The organism is Kitasatospora sp. NPDC085895 (assembly GCF_040702125.1).
In the GTDB taxonomy this organism is placed as follows: domain Bacteria; phylum Actinomycetota; class Actinomycetes; order Streptomycetales; family Streptomycetaceae; genus Kitasatospora; species Kitasatospora arboriphila.
Window position 1 is genome coordinate 80,011 of record NZ_JBFBJY010000016.1, and the last position, 15,591, is coordinate 95,601.

The following is a 15,591-nucleotide window of genomic DNA, read 5'->3' on the forward strand; positions in this document are numbered from 1 at the left end:
AACCCCGTCCGCCCCATGGGCCCTAGCGCCCGACCGCTACGCTGACGGTATGACGAGTGAGGAGCAGACCACCGGTCCCAGCAGCGCCCCGCCCGACCGTCCGGAGGTCACGCCGGCCGGGACACCAGGTGAACGGGCCCGGGCGCTGCTCCGGCTCCGCCCCTACCGCAGGCTGTGGACGGCCCAGCTGGTCAGCGGCACCGCGGACCGCCTGTCGCTGCTCGTCCTCGTCCCGCTGACGGTGGTCGCCGCCGTGGCCGGTGGGCAGTTCGGCGACGGCTACCGGTCGCTGGCCCTCGCCGTGGCCGCCGTGTTCACCGCGCGGATGCTCGCCACCGTGCTGTTCGGCGCCGCCCTGCTCGGCCCGGTCCACGCGCTGTTCGGCGAGAAGCTGGACCGCCGCTGGGTCCTGGTCGGTGCGGACGTGCTGCGCGCCGTCCTGGTCGGCGTCGCCGCATGGTGGTCGGTCTGGACGCCGGGCGCCGCCACCTGGGTGCTGCTCGGCACCGTCTTCGCCGTCGGCGCCGCCGAGCGGATCTGGGCGGTCGCCAAGGCCGCCGCCGTCCCCGGCCTGCTGCCGGCCGCAGACCCGTACGCCGCGGCCGACCGGCGCAAGCCCTCCGCCGCCTCCCTGGACGCCGTCCGCACCGTGGACGACCGGACGGGCTGGGCCACCGTGCCGCTCGGCGCGACCGCCCTGGTCGCCCTCACCCTGCTCAACAACGTCCTCGCCGCACTCGGCCCGGACTGGCTGCGGGACCACCAGATGACCTCCGCCGCGGTGGGCGGCGCCCTGGTCTTCGCCGCCTCCGCCGTGCTGGTCTTCCTGCAGGAGCTGCCCGCCGGCCCCGCCGCCGCCCCGCACTCCCCGCTGCAGGGCCTGCGCGCGCCCGTCGACGCCACCCCCGGCAAGGCGCTGAGCAAGGGCCGCACCGGTTCCGCCCCGTACTTCACCTTCGCCGTCGCCGCGGCCTACGCCTCGATGGCGGGCGTCGCCTCGCTCGGCCTGCTGACCGCGCTGGAGCACCGGGCCGGCCCGATCGGCTACGGCCTGGTCGTCCTCGCCGCGGGCCTCGCCCCGGCCGCCGGCGTCCGGCTCACCCGGGCCACCCTGCCCTCGTTCTCCCGCCGCCGGCTGCTCACGCTCGCCCTGCTCGTCGAGGGCGTCGCGCTGATCCTGGCCGGCCTGGTGCTGGACTTCGTCCTCGTCCTGCTGCTCACCGTGCTGGCCGGCGTCGCCGCCGGGCTGACCGTGTCGGTCGGCCGCACCCTGCTCGCGCAGGAGGTCGAGGAGGTGCGGCTGCCCAAGGTCACCGAGCACCTCTACGCGGTGCTGCGGGCCGTGGTCGGCAGCGCGCTGATCGCCGTCCCGCTGATCGCCGCCGCCTACGGCGAGGTCACCCTCGGCCGGGTCGAGCCCGGCAGCTTCACCTTCATCCACGACGGCGCCGCGCTCGCCGTCTCCACCGCCGGCCTGCTCACCCTGGTGCTGGCCGCGGTCGTGCTGCTGCGCACCGACGACCGCCGCGGGGTCGCGCCGTTCAGCAAGGAGCTGTTCCGGGCCGTCCGCGGCACCGCCGAGCCGGCGCCGCACCGCACCGCCGGCACCGGCTTCTTCATCGCCCTGGAGGGCGGCGACGGCGCCGGCAAGTCCACCCAGGCCCAGGCCCTCGCCGAGTGGATCCGCGCCAAGGGCCACGAGGTGGTGCTCACCCGCGAGCCCGGCGGCAGCCCGGTCGGACAGCGGCTGCGCGGCCTCGTCCTGGACGTCGGCAACACCGGCCTCTCGCACCGCGCCGAGGCACTGATCTACGCCGCCGACCGCGCCGAGCACGTCGAGAGCGTCATCCGGCCCGCCCTCGCCCGCGGCGCGGTGGTGATCACCGACCGGTACATGGACTCCTCCATCGCCTACCAGGGCGCCGGCCGCGACCTCGCCGCGACCGAGATCGCGCGGATCTCCCGATGGGCCACCGGCGGCCTCCTCCCGGACCTCACCGTGGTGCTGGACGTCGACCCGACCGCCGCCCGGGAGCGGTTCACCGAGGTGCTGGACCGCCTGGAGTCCGAGCCGACCGAGTTCCACGCCCGGGTCCGGGCCGGCTTCCTGGCCCTGGCCGCCGCCGACCCGTCCCGCTACCTGGTCGTCGACGCGGCCCAGCAGCCCGCCCAGGTGACCACCGCGATCCGCCACCGGCTCGACCGCGAGCTGCCGCTCTCCGAGCAGGAGAAGGCCGCCCGCGTCGAGCAGGAGCGTCTCGCCCGGGAGGCCGCCGAGCGCCGCGCCGCCGAGGAGGCCCGGCTCAAGGCCGAGGCCGAGGAGGCCGAGCGCAAGCGGCAGGCCCTGCTGGAGGAACTGCGCGCCGAGCAGGCCGAGAAGGAGCGCCTCGCCAAGCTGGAGGCCGAGCGGATCGCCGCCGAGGAGGCCCGCAAGGCCGCCGAGGAAGCCCGCCTGCGGGCCGAGGAGCAGGCGAAGGAACGCGCCGAGGAGGAGGGCCGCCGCCGCGCCGCCGAGGAGGCCCGGCTCAAGGCCGAGGCCGCCGAGCGCGAGCGCCGGGAGGCGGAGGCCGCCGCCCAGGCCGAGATCCAGCGCCAGCTCGACGTGCAGCGCGCCGAGCAGCGCCGCCGCGCCGAGGAGGCCCTGCAGCGCGCCGAGGAGGCCCGGCTGCAGGCCGAGGCCGCCGAGCAGGAGCGCCGCGAGGCGGAGGCCGCCGCCGCGTCGGCCGCCACGACCGCGGAACTGCCGCAGGTCGCGGCGGACCGGGAGGGCGACGGCACGGACGCCGGGGACGCCGAGACCACCCGGGAGATCCCCGAGGTCGAGCGCCGGAAGGCCGTGCGGGCCGCCGAGCAGGCCGGCCCCGCCGACCGGACGGCCGTCCTGCCGACCGTCCCCGCGGCCGACGAGACCGCCGTGCTGCCGAAGGCCGGGCGCGCCGACTTCCGGAAGCCGCCGGTCGGAGACGAGACCGCGGTGCTGCCGAAGGCCGACGAGACGGCCGTGCTGCCGAAGGCGGAGCGCGCCGACTTCCGCAAGGCACCGCTCACGGACGAGACGGCCGTGCTGCCGCAGGCGGACGAGACCGCCGTGCTGCCGCAGGCCGACCCGGACGCGGCCGACCGGGTCCCGCCGGGGCTGTGGCGCGAGGAGCCGCCCGCCGAGACCACCCGCGAGCTCACCCCGGTCGACCGACCGCGCCCGTCCTGGGCCGAGGAGACGCCGATGGACGACCTCCCGAGCCTCACCGACAGCCTGCTGGGCTCGCGCGACGAGTGGGCCCGCTGGGAGTCCGAGGAGGACGGCGAGGAGGGCCAGGAGGGCCAGGAGCGACGCGGCTGGGGCCGCAAGCGCCGCCGGGACTGAGCCCGCGCGGGCGGCCGGCGGAGGCCGCCGGCCGGTAGCGGACGCACCGGACGGGCGCCGCGGTCTGAAAGACTGCGGTGCCCGTTTTCCGCATCCGCAGCCAGCCGAGGAAGCCCGTACCCGTGACCGTCGCCGCAGCCGTCCCGTCCACCCGCGCCGCCGAGGCCGCCGCCCCGGAAGCGGCGCGCAGACCCGGCGGCCGGCTGCTGGCACTGGACGGGCTGCGCTTCCTGGCCGTCCTGCTGGTCGTCGTCTACCACTACGTCGCGTTCGGGTCCGACTGGGGCCGCCCGCGCGCCGAGCTCTTCCCGGTGCTCTACCGGCCCGCGGCCTACGGCTGGATGGGCGTGCAGCTGTTCTTCCTGATCAGCGGCTTCGTGATCTGCCTGAGCTGCTGGGGCCGCTCGCTCGCCGACTTCCTGAGCTCGCGGGTGGTGCGGCTGTTCCCCGCGTACTGGTTCGCGGTGCTGCTCACCACGGCGGTGCTCGCCGCCGTCCCGGGCGGCAGCCGCCCGCGGGCGACCCGGGACGTGCTGACCAACCTGACGATGATGGAGTACCCGTTCGGGGCGCCCTACGTCGACGGCGTGTACTGGAGCCTGTGGGTCGAGGGCCGGTTCTACCTGATCTTCGCGGTGGTGGTGGCGCTCGGCCTCACCTACCGCCGGGTCCTCGCCTTCTGCCTGCTCTGGTGCGCGGCCGGGGTGCTCGCGATGGCGGCGCCCGGCGAGCAACTGCTCCAGGTGCTGGCGATGCCCGAGTACTGCTGGTTCTTCATCGGCGGCCTCGCCTTCTACCTGATCCGGCGGTTCGGCCCGGACCTGCTGCTCTGGCTGCTGGTCGGCTTCACCTTCCTGGCGGGCTGCCGGGCGGTGCTGCCCACCTACCGCTTCGTCGCCGCCCAGGCCGGCTACCCGGTGCCCGAGTGGGGCGTGGTGGCGGTGCTCGCCGTCTTCTACCTGCTGATGGCCGGCGTCGCCCTGGACCGGTTCCGCGGCGTGCAGTGGCGCTGGCTGGCCACCGCCGGGGCGGTCACCTACCCGCTCTACCTGCTGCACGAGTACATCGGCTGGGAGGTGATCGACACCCTCGGGAACCGGGTCGACCCCTGGCTGCTGGTCGGCACGCTGCTGGTGGTGATGACCGCCGCCTCCTGGCTGGTGCACCGCTTCGTCGAGCGGCCCGCCACCCGCTGGCTCAAGCCCCGCCTGGCGGCCTCCTTCGCCAAGGTGCGCGGGGTGCCGCTGCCCGTTCCGCGCCCGTCCGTTCCGTGCCCGTCCGTTCCGTGCCCGTCCGTTCCGTGCCCGTCCGTTCCGTGCCCGTCCGGTCAGGGCCCGTCCGGTCAGGGCCCGTCGGTCCACGGCCCGTCGACCGACGGCCCGTCGGCCCGGCGCCCCGCGGCCGAGGAGCCGGCCGGCGTGCCGGGGGAGGAGCGGGAGCCGGAGCCGGCCGGGGCCCGCGCGCCGACGGCCGCCCGCGGTGTCGGCGACGGGCGTTAGGCTCGTGGCGGACCCGGCGGGCAGGCGGCCGGGGCGGACGGCGGGTACGGCAGGGAGTACGGCGTGAGCGTGTGGGACGACCTGGTCGGCCAGGACCGTGTGGTCGAGCAGCTGTCCGCGGCTGCCCGTGCGGCACGGGCCACCGCCGCCGCCGGACGCACCGCGGGCGCGCCGGCCGAGCCCGGCGCCAACGCCTCGCTGATGACCCACGCCTGGCTGTTCACCGGACCGCCCGGCGCAGGCCAGACCACCGCCGCCCGCGCCTTCGCCGCCGCGCTCCAGTGCACCAGCCCCGACCTCGAACTCGGCGGCACGCCCGGCTGCGGCTTCTGCGAGGGCTGCCACACCGTGCTCTCCGGCAGCCACGCCGACGTGAAGTACGTACGCACCGACGGGCTCTCCATCGGCGTCGGCGACATGCGCGACCTGGTCCTGCGCGCCGCGAGCTACCCGACCGGCGGCCGCTGGTCGGTGATCCTCGTCGACGCCGCCCACCGGCTCACCGAGGCCGCCGCCAATGCCCTGCTCAAGGGCGTGGAGGAGCCCTCGCCGCGCACCGTCTGGCTGCTGTGCGCCCCCTCCGTCCAGGACGTGCTGCCCACCATCCGCTCCCGCTGCCGGCTGCTGGTGCTGCGCACGCCGTCCGCCGAGGCCGTCGCCGACATGCTGGTCCGCAGGGACGGCGTCGACCCGGGCCCCGCGCACGCCGCCGCCCTCGCCGGGCAGGGCGACATCGAGCGCTCCCGCCGCCTCGCCGTCGACGAGCAGGCGCGCGCCCGCCGGGCCGAGGTGCTGCGCATCCCGCTGGAGGTCGCCGACGTCGGCGGCTGCCTCGCCGCCGCCCAGCGGCTGGTCGACACCGCCAAGGCCGACGCCGAGGCCCTGGCCGAGACCCAGGACGCCAAGGAGACCGACGACCTGAAGGCCGCGTACGGCGCCGCCGAGGGCAGCCGGGCGCCGCGCGGCATGGCCGGTGCGGTCAAGGAGCTGGAGAAGCGGCAGAAGAGCCGGGCCACCCGCACCCGCCGCGAGACGCTCAACACCGCCCTGCTCGACCTGCTCGGCTTCTACCGGGACGTCCTCGCCCTGCAGTTCGGCTCCGCCGGCCCGCTCGCCAACGAGGACCACCGGCAGACCCTCGACCGGATCGCCGCCGCCGGCCCCGCCGAGTCGACCCTGCGCCGGATCGAGGCCGTCCTGGCCTGCCGCGAGGCGCTGGACCGCAACGTCGACCCGCTGCTCGCCGTCGAGGCGATGACGCTCGCCCTCCGGGCGGGCTGAACCACCCCGACCGGCCGCCGGGGCGCCGGACCGACCCGGCGTCCGCTGCGGCAGGGCGCCTCCTGCCGCGACGGGCGCCCCGGAGGGCTTCCGGGTGACGGCATGTCACCTCGCTCGTTCGAGTGAACGTCGCCCGGCGCCCGCCCGGCCCCCGCCGAGCCGCTCGGCCCGTTGTGCACCCTGTGGACGGTCGGTCCGAAAGCCGTGGTCCGGCGACCGTGCTCGCCCGGAGGTGGTACGCCCATGCCCCGTCCGCTCCTCGTCGTCGTACCCCTGCTGGCGGCCGCCGCAGCCGCCGTGGCCGGACTCCGGCTCGGCCGCTCCACCCTCACCGGCTGGCGCGACCTCCGCTCCGCCCGCACGTACGGGCTCGCCGCCGAGCAGCGCCCGCTGTTGCTGCGCGCCGCCGCGGCCGTGCTCTGCCTCGTCGGCGCCGCCGTGCTGGCCGTCGCCGTACTGCCCGGCCGGGTACCCGGTGCCTGGGGGCGGTCGCAGCACTTCGGGGCCTCGGCGGCGTCCCGGCCCGCGCCGGCCGCCGATGGTGCCGCCCCCGCGACACCGCGGCCGGCCGCCGAGCAGTCCTCCGCCACCGCCCGACCGGCACCGCCCGCCGCCACCGCCTTCACCTCGATCGGGCACCCGGCCGAGGGCGAGCTGATGGAGGCCGCCGTCCCCGGCCCCGACGGCCGGCCCCGCGCCGTCCGGGTCTGGTTGCCCGCGCAGTACCGCACCGACCCGCAGGCCCGCTTCCCGGTGATCGTCCTGCCCTCCGGCACCGTCCGGAAGACCGCCGACGCCGAACTGCCGGACCTCTTCGACGGCATCGCCTCCGCGGTGAAGCTCGGCCGCTCCCGGCCCTTCCTGGTGGTCGCCCCCGAGGCCCCCAGCGGTACCGAACACCCCTGCGAGCTGGTCGCCGCCGCCCCGCAGGCCGTCGCCGACGACGTCGCGCTGCGCACCGCGGTGACCACCGCCTTCCGCACCCTGTCCGCCGGACCGGACAGCTGGGGCGTGCTCGGCGTCGAGTCCGGAGCCCCCTGCGCGGCGGCCGCCGGGCTGACCCGCCGGGACCTGTACGGGGCCGCCGCCGCGGTCTCCGGACGGTACGACGCCTCCGCACTCGCCTCGGCCGCCGCCGACGCGCCCGCAGACTCCGCAGGCCGCCTGCTGCTGGCCGCAGCCAAGGCCGACACCGCGGGCGTCGGCGCCGCCCGCGCGCTGCAGACCGCGCTGCACGGCGGCAGGGGCCCGGCCGCCCGCGCCGACGTCAAGGTCTCCGACATCGTGCAGGACTACACGCACGAGCGGGAGCGCCTGCGGCTGGTGCGGGTCGCCGTGCAGTACCTCGCCGACAGCCTCGACCGGGCCCGCTGAGCCCGCCGAACCCGTACCGACGACCGTCCGCGCCCGCTGAGCCCGCCCGGCGGGCCGGACCCGCCGCAGGGTGTCGGCACCGGGGCGGCCCGGGCGGGGCCCGATACGCTGGGGGCGGCCAGGCGACCGCCCCGCCGAGCCCGCGACCGGCCCGCGCACAGCACCGCCGTTCCGCGCCGTGCCGCGCCCGAGGGAGACCCACACCATGCGAGCCACCCGGCGGAACCGCCCCGCGACCGCCGTCCTGGCCGCCGCAGCCGCCTCGGCCCTGCTGCTGGCCGGCTGCTCCTCCTCCGGTTCGCCGACCCCCATCGACACCGGCACGCCCGGCGCCTCCGCGGGTGCCTCCGGGGCCGCGGCGAAGGCCGCCCCGCTGCAGCCGCTGCCCGAGCAGACCCCGGCCGCCCTCGCCCCCTACTACGCGCAGAAGCTCGACTGGAAGAGCTGCGACGGGGAGTTCGAGTGCGCGCAGTTCAAGGTCCCGCTCGACTACGACCGGCCGGCCGGCGGGGACATCACCCTCGCCGCCGTGCGCAAGGGCGCCTCCGGCGGCGCCCAACGGCTCGGCTCGCTGCTGCTCAACCCCGGCGGCCCCGGCGGCTCCGCCGTCGACTACCTGGAGGCCGTCGCCCGCGGCTACGACCCGAAGGTCCGCGCCGCCTACGACCTCGTCGGCCTCGACCCGCGCGGCGTCGGCCGCTCCGCCCCGGTCAGCTGCCTCTCCGGCGAGCGGATGGACGCCTACACCGCCGTCGACATCACCCCCGACGACCAGGCCGAGACCGACGCCCTGATCGCCGCCGACAAGGAGTTCGCCGAGGCCTGCAAGGCGAAGTCCGGCGACGTCCTCGGCCACGTCTCCACCGTCGAGGCCGCCCGCGACATGGACGTCCTGCGGGCCCTGGTCGGCGACGACAAGCTGCACTACCTCGGCAAGAGCTACGGCACCTACCTCGGTGCGACCTACGCGGGCCTCTTCCCCGGCCGGGTCGGCCGGATGGTGCTCGACGGCGCGATGGACCCGTCCCTGGACGCCAGGGCCGGCAACCGCACCCAGGCCGGCGGCTTCGAGACCGCCTGGGCCGCCTTCGCCAAGGACTGCGCCAAGCGCGAGGACTGTCCGCTCGGCCGCACCGAGAAGGAGATCGGCGACCGGCTCACCGCCCTCTTCCGGCAGATCGACGCCAAGCCGCTGCCGACCGGATCCGGCCGCAAGCTCACCGAGGCCCAGGCCACCACCGGCGTCATCCAGGCGATGTACGCCGAGTTCCTCTGGCCGCAGCTGCGCACCGCGCTCACCGACGCGGTGGCCGGCGACGGCACCGCGCTGCTCGCGCTGTCCGACGAGTACTACGAGCGCGGCGAGGACGGCAGCTACCCCAACCTGATGGCCGCCAACATGGCCGTCAACTGCCTCGACCTGCCCGCACCGTTCACCGGCCCGGAGGAGGCCCGGGCCGCCGAGGCGGACTTCGCCGCGGCCTCCCCGCACTTCGGCCGCGACATGGCCTGGATGGCCCTCTCCTGCACCTACTGGCCGGACCGGCCGACCGGGCTGCCGCACACCGTCCGCGCCGTCGGGGCCGCCCCGATCGTGGTCGTCGGCACCACCCGCGACCCGGCCACCCCGTACGCCTGGGCGCAGTCCCTGGCCGGCCAGTTGGAGACCGGCCGGCTGCTCACCTACGACGGCGACGGCCACACCGCCTACGGTCGGCGCAACACCTGCGTGGACGGCGCGGTCAACCGCTACCTGCTGGGCGGCGAGGCGCCGGCGGAGGGCACCCGCTGCGCCAAGTAGCGCCCCGGGCCGCGCGGCGCCGGGGGCGTGCGCCTTGTCCACCAGGTAAGACCCGTACCTGGCTGACGGTGCTGGCGGTTAGCATGAGGCGCCCCCACGTGTCCCGCCGCACCGACAGGAGCCCCCGTGCTCGGAGTCAACGACCTGGCGACGTACGTCCTCGGCGCCCTGGTCATCGTCCTGCTGCCCGGCCCGAACTCGCTGTACGTCCTGTCCGTCGCCGCCCGCAGGGGCGTCCGCACCGGCTACCGGGCCGCCGCGGGCGTCTTCCTCGGCGACTTCACCCTCATCAGCCTCACCGCGCTCGGCGCCTCCTCGCTGCTGGAGGCCAACCCGGCGGTCTTCGCCGTGGTGAAGTTCGGCGGCGCCGCCTACCTGCTCTGGATCGGCGTCGGCATGATCCGGGCCGCCCGGGAGCTCTGGCGCGAGCGGCGGGCCGCGGCCGAGGCGATCGACGCGGCCCCGGCCGCCGAGGCGCTGCCGGAGAGCACCGAGAACCCCTTCCGCCGGGCGCTGGTGATCAGCCTGCTCAACCCGAAGGCCATCCTCTTCCTGCTCTCCTTCTTCACCCAGTTCGTGGACCCGTCCTACGGCATGCCGGCGCTCTCCTTCGGCCTGCTCGGCGGCATCCTGCAGACCTTCAGCGTCCTCTACCTGTCCCTGCTGATCTTCGCCGGCACCACGCTCGCCACCGCCTTCCGCCGCCGCAAGCGCCTCTCCGCCGGGCTCACCAGCGGCGTCGCCCTGCTCTTCGCCGGCTTCGCCGCCAAGCTCGCCGTCTCCTCCGCCTGACCCCCGAGCCGGCCGCGGTGCGGACCACCTCCGGAAACTGTGTAGACTGGCCCGCGTTGCCGATGCGATCCTCGACTCGTCGGGGAGCCCGGCAACGGCGCCGCCTTAGCTCAGTTGGCCAGAGCAACGCACTCGTAATGCGTAGGTCGCGGGTTCGAATCCCGCAGGCGGCTCAGTGTGAAAGGTCCGGTCAGACGCTCTGGCCGGACCTTTTGCTTTCCGCGTCATAGGCCAACGAATTCCGGCGAGGGGTCGCCGTTCCGGCCCACGAGGGGGCATCCCGAACTCCTCCGAGCCACCAGCTGTCGGCGACGGGTGAAAACTGACCGCTGATCGGCGGATGAAATGGGACCCGCTTCGCGATCTTCTGTTCATCCTGATCTTCATCGAGGGTCAGGAGGAGAGGGTGATTCGCGTGGAGGACTGGGCTGAGATCCGTCGGCTGCACCGGGCCGAGCAGATGCCGATCCGGGCGATCGCCCGGCAGCTGGGGATCTCGAAGAACACGGTGAAGCGGGCGCTGGCGACGGACCGGCCGCCGGTCTATCAGCGGCCGTTGAAGGGATCGGCGGTCGACGCGGTCGAGCCTGCGATCCGCGAGCTGCTGCGGCAGACGCCGACGATGCCCGCGACGGTGATCGCCGAGCGGATCGGCTGGGAGCGCGGGCTAACCATCCTCAAGGAGCGGGTGCGCGAGCTGCGGCCGGCCTATCTGCCCATCGACCCGGTCTCGCGGACGGTCTATCAGCCTGGCGAACTCGCGCAGTGCGACCTGTGGTTTCCGTTGGCTGACATCCCGCTGGGCTACGGGCAGACCGGGCGCCCGCCGGTGCTCGTCATGGTGTCCGGCTATTCCAGGGTGATCACCGCGCGGATGCTGCCCACCCGGACCACCGCCGACCTGATCGACGGGCACTGGCGGCTGCTGACCGACTGGGGCGCCGTCCCGAAGACGCTGGTCTGGGACAACGAGAGCGGTGTCGGCCGGGGCAGGCCCACACCTGAGTTCGCGGCCCTGGCGGGCCTGCTCGCGACCCGGATCCACTTCTGCCGGCCCCGCGACCCGGAGGCGAAGGGCCTGGTCGAGCGGGCGAACGGCTACCTGGAGACCAGTTTCCTGCCAGGCCGCATCTTCACCGGCCCGGGCGACTTCAACACCCAGCTCGCCGCCTGGCTGCAGGTCGCCAACCGGCGCCGGCACCGAACGCTCGACGCCCGCCCCGTCGACCGCTGGGAGGCCGACCGCTCCGCGATGCTCACCCTGCCGCCGGTCGGCCCGCCGAACTGGTGGCCGCAGACCACCCGGCTCGGCCGCGACCACTACATCCGCGTCGACACCTGCGACTACTCCGTCCACCCCCGCGCGATCGGGCACCGGATCACCGTCCGCAGCGACACCGAAAGCATCACCGTGACCTGCGGCGGCGATATGGTCGCCCGCCACGTCCGCTGCTGGGCCCGCCACCAGACCATCACCGATCCCGAGCACGCCGCCGCAGCCAAGGCCCTGCGCGGCCAGGCGATCCACCAGCGCGTTTCGCGCGCCGCCGGAGGGACCGCTCTGGCTCCCGACGACCTGGGCGTCGAGGTCGAACAGCGCGAGCTCGGCTCCTACGACCGCATCTTCACCCTCCTCGAGGGCGGCGCCGGAAAGGACACCTGATGGCCCGCACCACCACCGCCAGCAAGACCGCAGGCACCCAACAACCTGCCACGAACGGGCGGCAGACCGCCGCCGACCTCGCCTTCCTCGCCCGCGCCATGAAGGCCCCCGCCCTGCTGGACGCCGCCGAACGCCTCGCCGAGCGGGCCCGCGCCGAGTCCTGGACCCACCAGGAGTATCTGGCCGCCTGCCTGCAGCGCGAGGTCTCCGCCCGCGACAGCCACGGCGGCGAGCAACGCATCCGGGCCGCCCGCTTCCCCGCGGTCAAAACTCTTGAGGAGATCGACACCGCCCACCTGCGGGGCATGACGCGCCAACAACTCGCCCACCTGGGAACATTGGACTTCATAGCCGCGAAGGAGAACGTGGTCTTCCTCGGCCCGCCCGGCACCGGCAAGACCCACCTCGCCACCGGGCTCGCCGTCCGGGCCTGCCAGGCCGGCCACCGGGTCGCGTTCGCCACCGCCTCCCAGTGGGTCGACCGGCTCGCCGCCGCCCACCATACCGGCCGCCTCCAGGACGAACTCGTCAAACTCGGCCGCTATCCGCTGATCGTGATCGACGAGGTCGGCTACATCCCGTTCGAACCGGAAGCGGCGAACCTGTTCTTCCAGCTCGTCTCGAACAGATACGAGAGGGCCAGCGTGATCGTCACCTCGAACAAGCCCTTCGGACGCTGGGGCGAGACCTTCGGCGACGAGACCGTCGCCGCCGCCATGATCGACCGGCTCGTCCACCACGCCGAGATCCACTCCCTCAAGGGCGAGTCCTACCGCATGCGCGGCCACGGAGACCTCGGCCGCACACCGACCAGCAACGACTGACAAGATCAACAGAAGACGCGAGGGTCAGAACTCAACCGACCGAACCGGGTCACGGTTCAACCGCCGCCGACACCAGCGAACCTGTGCGACAGGTCGGTCCGTACCCCTCTGTGTCATACCCATTGGCCCCGAGCGGAAGGGCAGCCTCAGCAGCGAAGCCCGGCTCGTGATCGCGAGCTGACGGCGGGGCCTTACCTGCGCAGCCGTCGGAAGTCCGCGATGGCGGCGAGCAAGTCGTCTCGCACGGGATCCGTCTCGGGGATCCCCTGTTCAGTTCTGTAGTCGCGAATTCGTCCGCAGCCACGAGGACGGCATCGACGAATTCGAAACCGGCAGCAGCGCGATCTCTGAGGCACTGCCGGAAACCGAGACGTTCCCCCAGCAACGGTGAAGCGAGCCAGGAACGACGAGTCCACGCCGTAATAGGTCACGACACCGTCGCCGGATGAGACCGGTTGCTGGAGCTGGTCGAGGAGCAGGGCGACGGATGGGAAGATCATCATTCCTTGGTCGGGGAAATCATCCGCCGAGGTCGTGCATGAGCTCCGCCCGACGACATCGATGTCGCCGAGATCCATGCCGCTCGCGATTCCCGGTGCGGGCCTTCGGGAAAACCTGAAGGTGATCACGGCACTCTCTCCGCGGCGCTCCGTGTCTGGCCCGCGGCACGGGCTCAGCTCGACCAGGGCAGCGGGTTCGGACGGCGCTGCCACCACCAGCTCCGCAGTGCGACGTCCAGCCGCGGCAATCCCAGTGCCTCGCTCACCGCGGTGCCCTTGTCGTCCACGGTGTGTTCCCGGAAGACCTCGTCGATGCTTGCCAGCGCTTCGGCCGCACGCGCGGAGACCTCCTGGGGAAGAGCGGCCACGGTCTGGACCAGCTGGTCCCTGACCTCCAGGTCCTCGTGGTAGAAGTCCGCGGGATACCAGTCGTCGGGTCGCCACGCGGCGGCCATCCTCTCGGCCAGGCTCTCCCACGCGCCGAGCCTCGTCCTGGCGTACCACTCCGCCTCCTCCTCGGCCGGGTCGGTGCCGTGGCCGCGGGAATGCTCGTGCTCCGTGAGCCAGGCCGCGAACGCGTCGGTCGCGGGTGTGGCCGGCCGGTGCTCGCGGATCACCTCGGGCTGACGCTGCACCGGGGTCGAGGGCAGGTCGGGGACGGCCTGCTCCACCGCATCGATCGTGTAGGTCACCTCGTCCTCGTCGTCGATGAGCAGGCGGGCACGGGTGACGAGCCCGCCGGGGGCCGCCAGCCAGTACGCGCTCGGCAGGGACTCCTGCGCGGGGAAGAGTACGGACCGGCCGAGCCGACCCGCGAGGCCCGCTGCCAACTGCGACTCGGAAGGCAGGCCGGGCCGGTCGGCAGCCGCGTGAATGTCGAGAGCCCACGTCACGTCTCCGAGGACGCGCTCGTACGTGCAGCTCACAACCGCGTCCCAGTTGCGGTTGTCGTAGTCGTCGGCGCCCGCGACATCGACCTCGCCGGTCGGGAGACCGAACTGCTCGGCCAGTCCGGCCGCAATCAGGCCGTGGTCCAGGTCGCCGGTGAGAAGGAGGTTGTACGTCATGTGTGTGTCCCGTTGTAGACGGCCAGTGCCTTGGCGATTGCCTGCGGATTATCGCGGAACCTCGGGTCCCTGGTGAATGCCGGGACCTTCGACGGATCGCCTCCGGCCTTGGCAATCTCCTTCAGTGCGGCGTATTCGTTCCGGTCCATGTTGACAATGCCCTTGCCGGAGTCCGGGAAGACCGTGCCGTGGGGCTCGACGCCGTAGGTCCGGCCGTTTATCTCGTATCGCTGGGTCTGGGCGTTCCATCGCGCGTTTCCGGCCGCGATCTGCGCGACATCGTCATGGACGTCCTTCTCGTGTCCTCTGAGGATGACACTGTTCTCGGCCTTGACCTGACCGTTCCTGACACCGGACAGGGTGTGACGCTTGTGCGGCGGGTTCAGGCTCTTTCCGCGGGCGGCCCCCGGGATGCCGTCCTTGGCCGGCCACGGAGGGCCGGACGGGACAGTGCTCGGAGCGTGGGAGGGAGCCTTGGGCGGCTTGTGGATGTCCTTCTTGCCGCCCTCGATGATCTTCTTCAGTTCCTCGGCGTGCTTGGCGTCCACCTCGCGGGTGTTCTTGGCCACCGTCTTCAGGTTGTCGCCGGCCTGCTTGTACAGCTTGTGGACGGCCTTGCCGGCGTCCTCGGCAAGCGTCTTGCCGAGCTTCTGCGCCCCGTGTTCGAGCGCCCTGACGATCCGGTTGCTCACTCGAAGCTCACCCCCGCGAGCTTGGACCGGAAGGCCTGTGCGTGGCCGGCCACGGTCTCGGCGTGCCGGTGCATCGTGCGGGCGTGCGCCTCCAGGGCGTCCGGGTTGATCCGGAACCCGGTACCGCCCCCGCCCCCACCGCCGCCGGAGACGCCGAGCGCCGACTCGGCGGTCTGGAACACCAGACCCGACACCGCACCCGCCACCACCTCCACCAGCGGGTCGATCGCCGCCTCGATCACCTGGCCGATGATGTAGTCCTCCAACTGCTGCTCCAGGAACTGGATCAGCTTGCGCCCGGCCAGCACCGTCGCCGCCGCGGCCGCCTCCGCCGCACCCAGCGTCGCCACCGCCGCCGCCTGCTCGGCGATCAACGTGGCCGCTAGCACGACGAGTTCGGCGATCGCCTCCACCTTCATCGCCACGATCACGTCCGCCGCCACGTCCAGCGCGGTCGCCACCACCCGGCAGGCCTGCACCAACTCGTTCATGTGCGAGTCCGACAGCGACGCCCACTTCGCCAGCAGCGCCTCGTACGACGCACCCTCGTACGCCTCGGACAGCGCATGGATCGTCGCCGTCGACTCCCGGTGCGCCTCATCCACCTTGTCGGCGAACTCCCGGACGTGGTCGGCGAACTCGCGGACCTTGTCCTCGTTCACCGACGGCCAGCGGATCCCGATGAACGCCAGGAACGACTCCACCTCACCGGGCAACTCGATCGCCATGCTGTT

General features: G+C 73.9%; 11 protein-coding genes and 1 tRNA gene. 9 read left to right on the plus strand and 3 right to left on the minus strand.

Annotation, left to right across the window (positions count from 1 at the left end):
- Positions 1–49 precede the first annotated feature (49 nt).
- The 9 genes from tmk (at position 50) to istB (ending at position 12,598) form a co-directional block, all read left to right on the plus strand.
- Entirely contained in the window at positions 50–3,364 is a 3,315-nt protein-coding gene (tmk, locus tag AB0442_RS13410) for a dTMP kinase (protein ID WP_366162694.1), read from the plus strand.
- Between the two features lie 122 nt (positions 3,365–3,486).
- A complete protein-coding gene (locus AB0442_RS13415; protein WP_366162696.1) occupies positions 3,487–4,863 on the plus strand; it encodes an acyltransferase family protein in 1,377 nt (458 codons plus the stop codon).
- A gap of 63 nt (positions 4,864–4,926) precedes the next feature.
- Positions 4,927–6,144, plus strand: a complete 1,218-nt coding sequence (locus AB0442_RS13420) for a DNA polymerase III subunit delta' (RefSeq protein ID WP_366162698.1) — start codon at positions 4,927–4,929, stop codon at positions 6,142–6,144.
- A 243-nt stretch (positions 6,145–6,387) separates the two neighbouring features.
- Positions 6,388–7,518, plus strand: coding sequence for a hypothetical protein (locus AB0442_RS13425; RefSeq protein ID WP_366162699.1), 1,131 nt, complete (start codon positions 6,388–6,390; stop codon positions 7,516–7,518).
- A 205-nt stretch (positions 7,519–7,723) separates the two neighbouring features.
- Positions 7,724–9,319 carry an alpha/beta hydrolase gene (locus tag AB0442_RS13430; RefSeq protein WP_366162700.1) on the plus strand — a complete coding sequence of 532 codons (1,596 nt, stop codon included), beginning with the start codon at positions 7,724–7,726 and terminating at the stop codon, positions 9,317–9,319.
- 126 nt (positions 9,320–9,445) lie between these two features.
- Complete coding sequence (gene leuE / locus AB0442_RS13435) at positions 9,446–10,111, plus strand: leucine efflux protein LeuE (RefSeq protein WP_363540950.1); 666 nt, start codon at positions 9,446–9,448, stop codon at positions 10,109–10,111.
- Positions 10,112–10,210: 99 nt separating this feature from the next.
- Positions 10,211–10,284 (plus strand) — tRNA-Thr (locus AB0442_RS13440).
- Between the two features lie 233 nt (positions 10,285–10,517).
- Positions 10,518–11,774: an IS21 family transposase gene (gene istA, locus AB0442_RS13445; RefSeq protein WP_366162702.1), complete on the plus strand. Its 1,257-nt coding sequence runs from the start codon at positions 10,518–10,520 to the stop codon at positions 11,772–11,774.
- Positions 11,774–12,598, plus strand: a complete 825-nt coding sequence (gene istB / locus AB0442_RS13450) for an IS21-like element helper ATPase IstB (protein ID WP_366162704.1) — start codon at positions 11,774–11,776, stop codon at positions 12,596–12,598. The genes istA and istB overlap by 1 nt, the downstream gene beginning before the upstream one ends.
- Before the next feature lie 673 nt (positions 12,599–13,271).
- Here istB and AB0442_RS13455 read toward each other — a convergent pair.
- The 3 genes from AB0442_RS13455 to AB0442_RS13465 are packed head-to-tail and all read right to left on the minus strand — an operon-like array spanning position 13,272 to position 15,585.
- Positions 13,272–14,165, minus strand: a complete 894-nt coding sequence (locus AB0442_RS13455) for a hypothetical protein (RefSeq protein ID WP_366162705.1) — start codon at positions 14,163–14,165, stop codon at positions 13,272–13,274.
- Entirely contained in the window at positions 14,162–14,857 is a 696-nt protein-coding gene (locus AB0442_RS13460) for a hypothetical protein (RefSeq protein WP_366162707.1), read from the minus strand. Before AB0442_RS13460 ends, AB0442_RS13455 begins: the two co-directional genes overlap by 4 nt.
- Positions 14,854–15,585, minus strand: coding sequence for a hypothetical protein (locus AB0442_RS13465; RefSeq protein ID WP_366162709.1), 732 nt, complete (start codon positions 15,583–15,585; stop codon positions 14,854–14,856). Before AB0442_RS13465 ends, AB0442_RS13460 begins: the two co-directional genes overlap by 4 nt.
- Between the last annotated feature and the right edge of the window lie 6 nt (positions 15,586–15,591).

Coding starts and splice junctions, on each gene's coding strand:
- tmk (WP_366162694.1), top strand. CDS start 50: ATGACGAGTGAGGAGCAGACCACCGGTCCCAGCAGCGCCCCGCCCGAC.
- AB0442_RS13425 (WP_366162699.1), top strand. CDS start 6,388: ATGCCCCGTCCGCTCCTCGTCGTCGTACCCCTGCTGGCGGCCGCCGCA.
- AB0442_RS13430 (WP_366162700.1), top strand. CDS start 7,724: ATGCGAGCCACCCGGCGGAACCGCCCCGCGACCGCCGTCCTGGCCGCC.
- istB (WP_366162704.1), top strand. CDS start 11,774: ATGGCCCGCACCACCACCGCCAGCAAGACCGCAGGCACCCAACAACCT.
- AB0442_RS13455 (WP_366162705.1), bottom strand. CDS start 14,165: ATGACGTACAACCTCCTTCTCACCGGCGACCTGGACCACGGCCTGATT.
- AB0442_RS13465 (WP_366162709.1), bottom strand. CDS start 15,585: ATGGCGATCGAGTTGCCCGGTGAGGTGGAGTCGTTCCTGGCGTTCATC.